The 5537-nt window shown below is 51.9% G+C and carries 2 tRNA genes and 3 rRNA genes; all 5 read left to right on the top strand.

Annotation, left to right across the window (positions count from 1 at the left end):
- Positions 1–407: 407 nt before the first annotated feature.
- Positions 408–1946 (top strand): 16S ribosomal RNA (locus ACLK1G_RS25790).
- Positions 1947–2011: 65 nt separating this feature from the next.
- A tRNA-Ile gene (locus ACLK1G_RS25785) sits at positions 2012–2088 on the top strand.
- A 27-nt stretch (positions 2089–2115) separates the two neighbouring features.
- Positions 2116–2191, top strand: a tRNA-Ala gene (locus tag ACLK1G_RS25780).
- Between the two features lie 250 nt (positions 2192–2441).
- A 23S ribosomal RNA gene (locus ACLK1G_RS25775) occupies positions 2442–5333 on the top strand.
- Between the two features lie 155 nt (positions 5334–5488).
- Positions 5489–5537, top strand: a 5S ribosomal RNA gene (gene rrf, locus ACLK1G_RS25885); the annotation flags it as partial.

The raw sequence follows: 5537 nt of genomic DNA, 5'->3' as shown, positions 1-5537 counted from the left end.
GGCCGGTTTGTTGGGCGCTATCGACGGTTCGATCCTCTCGGTCGAAAGCGGTAAAAAAGAGGTGTTGACAGCAGCGAGTAACGCTGTAGAATTCGCCTCCCGCTAACGAGAGATCGAAAGCGCAAGTGGTTGAAGTTGTTAAGGATTTCCAAGCGAAACTTTGAAAACTTCTTAAAATAACCGCTTGACAGATACACGGGGCGCTGTAGAATGCGCGCCTCGGTTGAGACGAAAGGCTCAACCCACCGCTCTTTAACAACTGAATCAAGCAATTCGTGTGGGTGCTTGTGGAGTCAGACTGCTAGTCAACAGATTATCAGCATCACAAGTTACTCCGCGAGAAATCAAAGATGTAACCAACGATTGCTGAGCCAAGTTTAGGGTTTTCTCAAAACCCAAAGATGTTTGAACTGAAGAGTTTGATCATGGCTCAGATTGAACGCTGGCGGCAGGCCTAACACATGCAAGTCGAGCGGCAGCACGGGTACTTGTACCTGGTGGCGAGCGGCGGACGGGTGAGTAATGCCTAGGAATCTGCCTGGTAGTGGGGGATAACGCTCGGAAACGGACGCTAATACCGCATACGTCCTACGGGAGAAAGCAGGGGACCTTCGGGCCTTGCGCTATCAGATGAGCCTAGGTCGGATTAGCTAGTTGGTGAGGTAATGGCTCACCAAGGCGACGATCCGTAACTGGTCTGAGAGGATGATCAGTCACACTGGAACTGAGACACGGTCCAGACTCCTACGGGAGGCAGCAGTGGGGAATATTGGACAATGGGCGAAAGCCTGATCCAGCCATGCCGCGTGTGTGAAGAAGGTCTTCGGATTGTAAAGCACTTTAAGTTGGGAGGAAGGGCATTAACCTAATACGTTAGTGTTTTGACGTTACCGACAGAATAAGCACCGGCTAACTCTGTGCCAGCAGCCGCGGTAATACAGAGGGTGCAAGCGTTAATCGGAATTACTGGGCGTAAAGCGCGCGTAGGTGGTTCGTTAAGTTGGATGTGAAATCCCCGGGCTCAACCTGGGAACTGCATTCAAAACTGTCGAGCTAGAGTATGGTAGAGGGTGGTGGAATTTCCTGTGTAGCGGTGAAATGCGTAGATATAGGAAGGAACACCAGTGGCGAAGGCGACCACCTGGACTGATACTGACACTGAGGTGCGAAAGCGTGGGGAGCAAACAGGATTAGATACCCTGGTAGTCCACGCCGTAAACGATGTCAACTAGCCGTTGGGAGCCTTGAGCTCTTAGTGGCGCAGCTAACGCATTAAGTTGACCGCCTGGGGAGTACGGCCGCAAGGTTAAAACTCAAATGAATTGACGGGGGCCCGCACAAGCGGTGGAGCATGTGGTTTAATTCGAAGCAACGCGAAGAACCTTACCAGGCCTTGACATCCAATGAACTTTCCAGAGATGGATTGGTGCCTTCGGGAGCATTGAGACAGGTGCTGCATGGCTGTCGTCAGCTCGTGTCGTGAGATGTTGGGTTAAGTCCCGTAACGAGCGCAACCCTTGTCCTTAGTTACCAGCACGTTATGGTGGGCACTCTAAGGAGACTGCCGGTGACAAACCGGAGGAAGGTGGGGATGACGTCAAGTCATCATGGCCCTTACGGCCTGGGCTACACACGTGCTACAATGGTCGGTACAGAGGGTTGCCAAGCCGCGAGGTGGAGCTAATCCCACAAAACCGATCGTAGTCCGGATCGCAGTCTGCAACTCGACTGCGTGAAGTCGGAATCGCTAGTAATCGCGAATCAGAATGTCGCGGTGAATACGTTCCCGGGCCTTGTACACACCGCCCGTCACACCATGGGAGTGGGTTGCACCAGAAGTAGCTAGTCTAACCTTCGGGAGGACGGTTACCACGGTGTGATTCATGACTGGGGTGAAGTCGTAACAAGGTAGCCGTAGGGGAACCTGCGGCTGGATCACCTCCTTAATCGACGACAGCAGCGGCTCCATGAGCTCCCACACGAATTGCTTGATTCATTGAAGAAGACGATTGGGTCTGTAGCTCAGTTGGTTAGAGCGCACCCCTGATAAGGGTGAGGTCGGCAGTTCGAATCTGCCCAGACCCACCAATTTCATGGTGTACCCTGTAGCGATACGGGGCCATAGCTCAGCTGGGAGAGCGCCTGCCTTGCACGCAGGAGGTCAGCGGTTCGATCCCGCTTGGCTCCACCATTACAGATTGGTTCCAACGTTTAAAGCTTAGAAATGAGCATTCCATCCGCTGGGTGATGAATGTTGATTTCTAGTCTTTTGATTAGATCGTTCTTTAAAAATTTGGGTATGTGATAGAAAGATAGACTGAACGTTACTTTCACTGGTAACGGATCAGGCTAAGGTAAAATTTGTGAGTGGCTCTTAGAGCCAGATCGAATTTTCGGCGAATGTCGTCTTCACAGTATAACCAGATTGCTTGGGGTTATATGGTCAAGTGAAGAAGCGCATACGGTGGATGCCTTGGCAGTCAGAGGCGATGAAAGACGTGGTAGCCTGCGAAAAGCTTCGGGGAGTCGGCAAACAGACTGTGATCCGGAGATGTCTGAATGGGGGAACCCAGCCATCATAAGATGGTTATCTTGTACTGAATACATAGGTGCAAGAAGCGAACCAGGGGAACTGAAACATCTAAGTACCCTGAGGAAAAGAAATCAACCGAGATTCCCTTAGTAGTGGCGAGCGAACGGGGACTAGCCCTTAAGCTTCTTTGATTTTAGCGGAACGCTCTGGAAAGTGCGGCCATAGTGGGTGATAGCCCTGTACGCGAAAGGATCTTAGAAGTGAAATCGAGTAGGACGGAGCACGAGAAACTTTGTCTGAATATGGGGGGACCATCCTCCAAGGCTAAATACTACTGACTGACCGATAGTGAACTAGTACCGTGAGGGAAAGGCGAAAAGAACCCCGGAGAGGGGAGTGAAATAGATCCTGAAACCGTATGCGTACAAGCAGTGGGAGCCCACTTTGTTGGGTGACTGCGTACCTTTTGTATAATGGGTCAGCGACTTATTTTCAGTGGCGAGCTTAACCGAATAGGGGAGGCGTAGCGAAAGCGAGTCTTAATAGGGCGTCTAGTCGCTGGGAATAGACCCGAAACCGGGCGATCTATCCATGGGCAGGTTGAAGGTTAGGTAACACTGACTGGAGGACCGAACCGACTACCGTTGAAAAGTTAGCGGATGACCTGTGGATCGGAGTGAAAGGCTAATCAAGCTCGGAGATAGCTGGTTCTCCTCGAAAGCTATTTAGGTAGCGCCTCATGTATCACTGTAGGGGGTAGAGCACTGTTTCGGCTAGGGGGTCATCCCGACTTACCAAACCGATGCAAACTCCGAATACCTACAAGTGCCGAGCATGGGAGACACACGGCGGGTGCTAACGTCCGTCGTGAAAAGGGAAACAACCCAGACCGTCAGCTAAGGTCCCAAAGTTATGGTTAAGTGGGAAACGATGTGGGAAGGCTTAGACAGCTAGGAGGTTGGCTTAGAAGCAGCCACCCTTTAAAGAAAGCGTAATAGCTCACTAGTCGAGTCGGCCTGCGCGGAAGATGTAACGGGGCTCAAACCATACACCGAAGCTACGGGTATCACGTAAGTGATGCGGTAGAGGAGCGTTCTGTAAGCCTGTGAAGGTGAGTTGAGAAGCTTGCTGGAGGTATCAGAAGTGCGAATGCTGACATGAGTAACGACAATGGGTGTGAAAAACACCCACGCCGAAAGACCAAGGTTTCCTGCGCAACGTTAATCGACGCAGGGTTAGTCGGTCCCTAAGGCGAGGCTGAAAAGCGTAGTCGATGGAAAACAGGTTAATATTCCTGTACTTCTGGTTATTGCGATGGAGGGACGGAGAAGGCTAGGCCAGCTTGGCGTTGGTTGTCCAAGTTTAAGGTGGTAGGCTGAGATCTTAGGTAAATCCGGGATCTCAAGGCCGAGAGCTGATGACGAGTTACCCTTTGGGTGACGAAGTGGTTGATGCCATGCTTCCAAGAAAAGCTTCTAAGCTTCAGGTAACCAGGAACCGTACCCCAAACCGACACAGGTGGTTGGGTAGAGAATACCAAGGCGCTTGAGAGAACTCGGGTGAAGGAACTAGGCAAAATGGCACCGTAACTTCGGGAGAAGGTGCGCCGGTGAGGGTGAAGCACTTGCTGCGTAAGCCCACGCCGGTCGAAGATACCAGGCCGCTGCGACTGTTTATTAAAAACACAGCACTCTGCAAACACGAAAGTGGACGTATAGGGTGTGACGCCTGCCCGGTGCCGGAAGGTTAATTGATGGGGTTAGCTAACGCGAAGCTCTTGATCGAAGCCCCGGTAAACGGCGGCCGTAACTATAACGGTCCTAAGGTAGCGAAATTCCTTGTCGGGTAAGTTCCGACCTGCACGAATGGCGTAACGATGGCGGCGCTGTCTCCACCCGAGACTCAGTGAAATTGAAATCGCTGTGAAGATGCAGTGTATCCGCGGCTAGACGGAAAGACCCCGTGAACCTTTACTATAGCTTTGCACTGGACTTTGAATTTGCTTGTGTAGGATAGGTGGGAGGCTTTGAAGCGTGGACGCCAGTCTGCGTGGAGCCATCCTTGAAATACCACCCTGGCAACTTTGAGGTTCTAACTCAGGTCCGTTATCCGGATCGAGGACAGTGTATGGTGGGTAGTTTGACTGGGGCGGTCTCCTCCTAAAGAGTAACGGAGGAGTACGAAGGTGCGCTCAGACCGGTCGGAAATCGGTCGTAGAGTATAAAGGCAAAAGCGCGCTTGACTGCGAGACAGACACGTCGAGCAGGTACGAAAGTAGGTCTTAGTGATCCGGTGGTTCTGTATGGAAGGGCCATCGCTCAACGGATAAAAGGTACTCCGGGGATAACAGGCTGATACCGCCCAAGAGTTCATATCGACGGCGGTGTTTGGCACCTCGATGTCGGCTCATCACATCCTGGGGCTGAAGCCGGTCCCAAGGGTATGGCTGTTCGCCATTTAAAGTGGTACGCGAGCTGGGTTTAGAACGTCGTGAGACAGTTCGGTCCCTATCTGCCGTGGACGTTTGAGATTTGAGAGGGGCTGCTCCTAGTACGAGAGGACCGGAGTGGACGAACCTCTGGTGTTCCGGTTGTCACGCCAGTGGCATTGCCGGGTAGCTATGTTCGGAAAAGATAACCGCTGAAAGCATCTAAGCGGGAAACTTGCCTCAAGATGAGATCTCACTGGAGCCTTGAGCTCCCTGAAGGGCCGTCGAAGACTACGACGTTGATAGGCAGGGTGTGTAAGCGCTGTGAGGCGTTGAGCTAACCTGTACTAATTGCCCGTGAGGCTTGACCATATAACACCCAAGCAATTTGTAGACTCGAAAGAGGCCAGATTGCGGTGTTGTGAAGACGAAACGAACCGAAAGTTCGAGATACTCACAAAGCAACACGCTATCACATACCCATTCGCTGGAACGTGACCGTAAGGCACGCGCTGGCTACCGAATTTCTTGACGACCATAGAGCATTGGAACCACCTGATCCCATCCCGAACTCAG

The organism is Pseudomonas algeriensis, from assembly GCF_048847255.1.
Classification (GTDB): domain Bacteria; phylum Pseudomonadota; class Gammaproteobacteria; order Pseudomonadales; family Pseudomonadaceae; genus Aquipseudomonas.
Note: the sequence above shows the minus strand (reverse complement) of the source record. Positions and strands in the feature narration are given on the sequence as shown.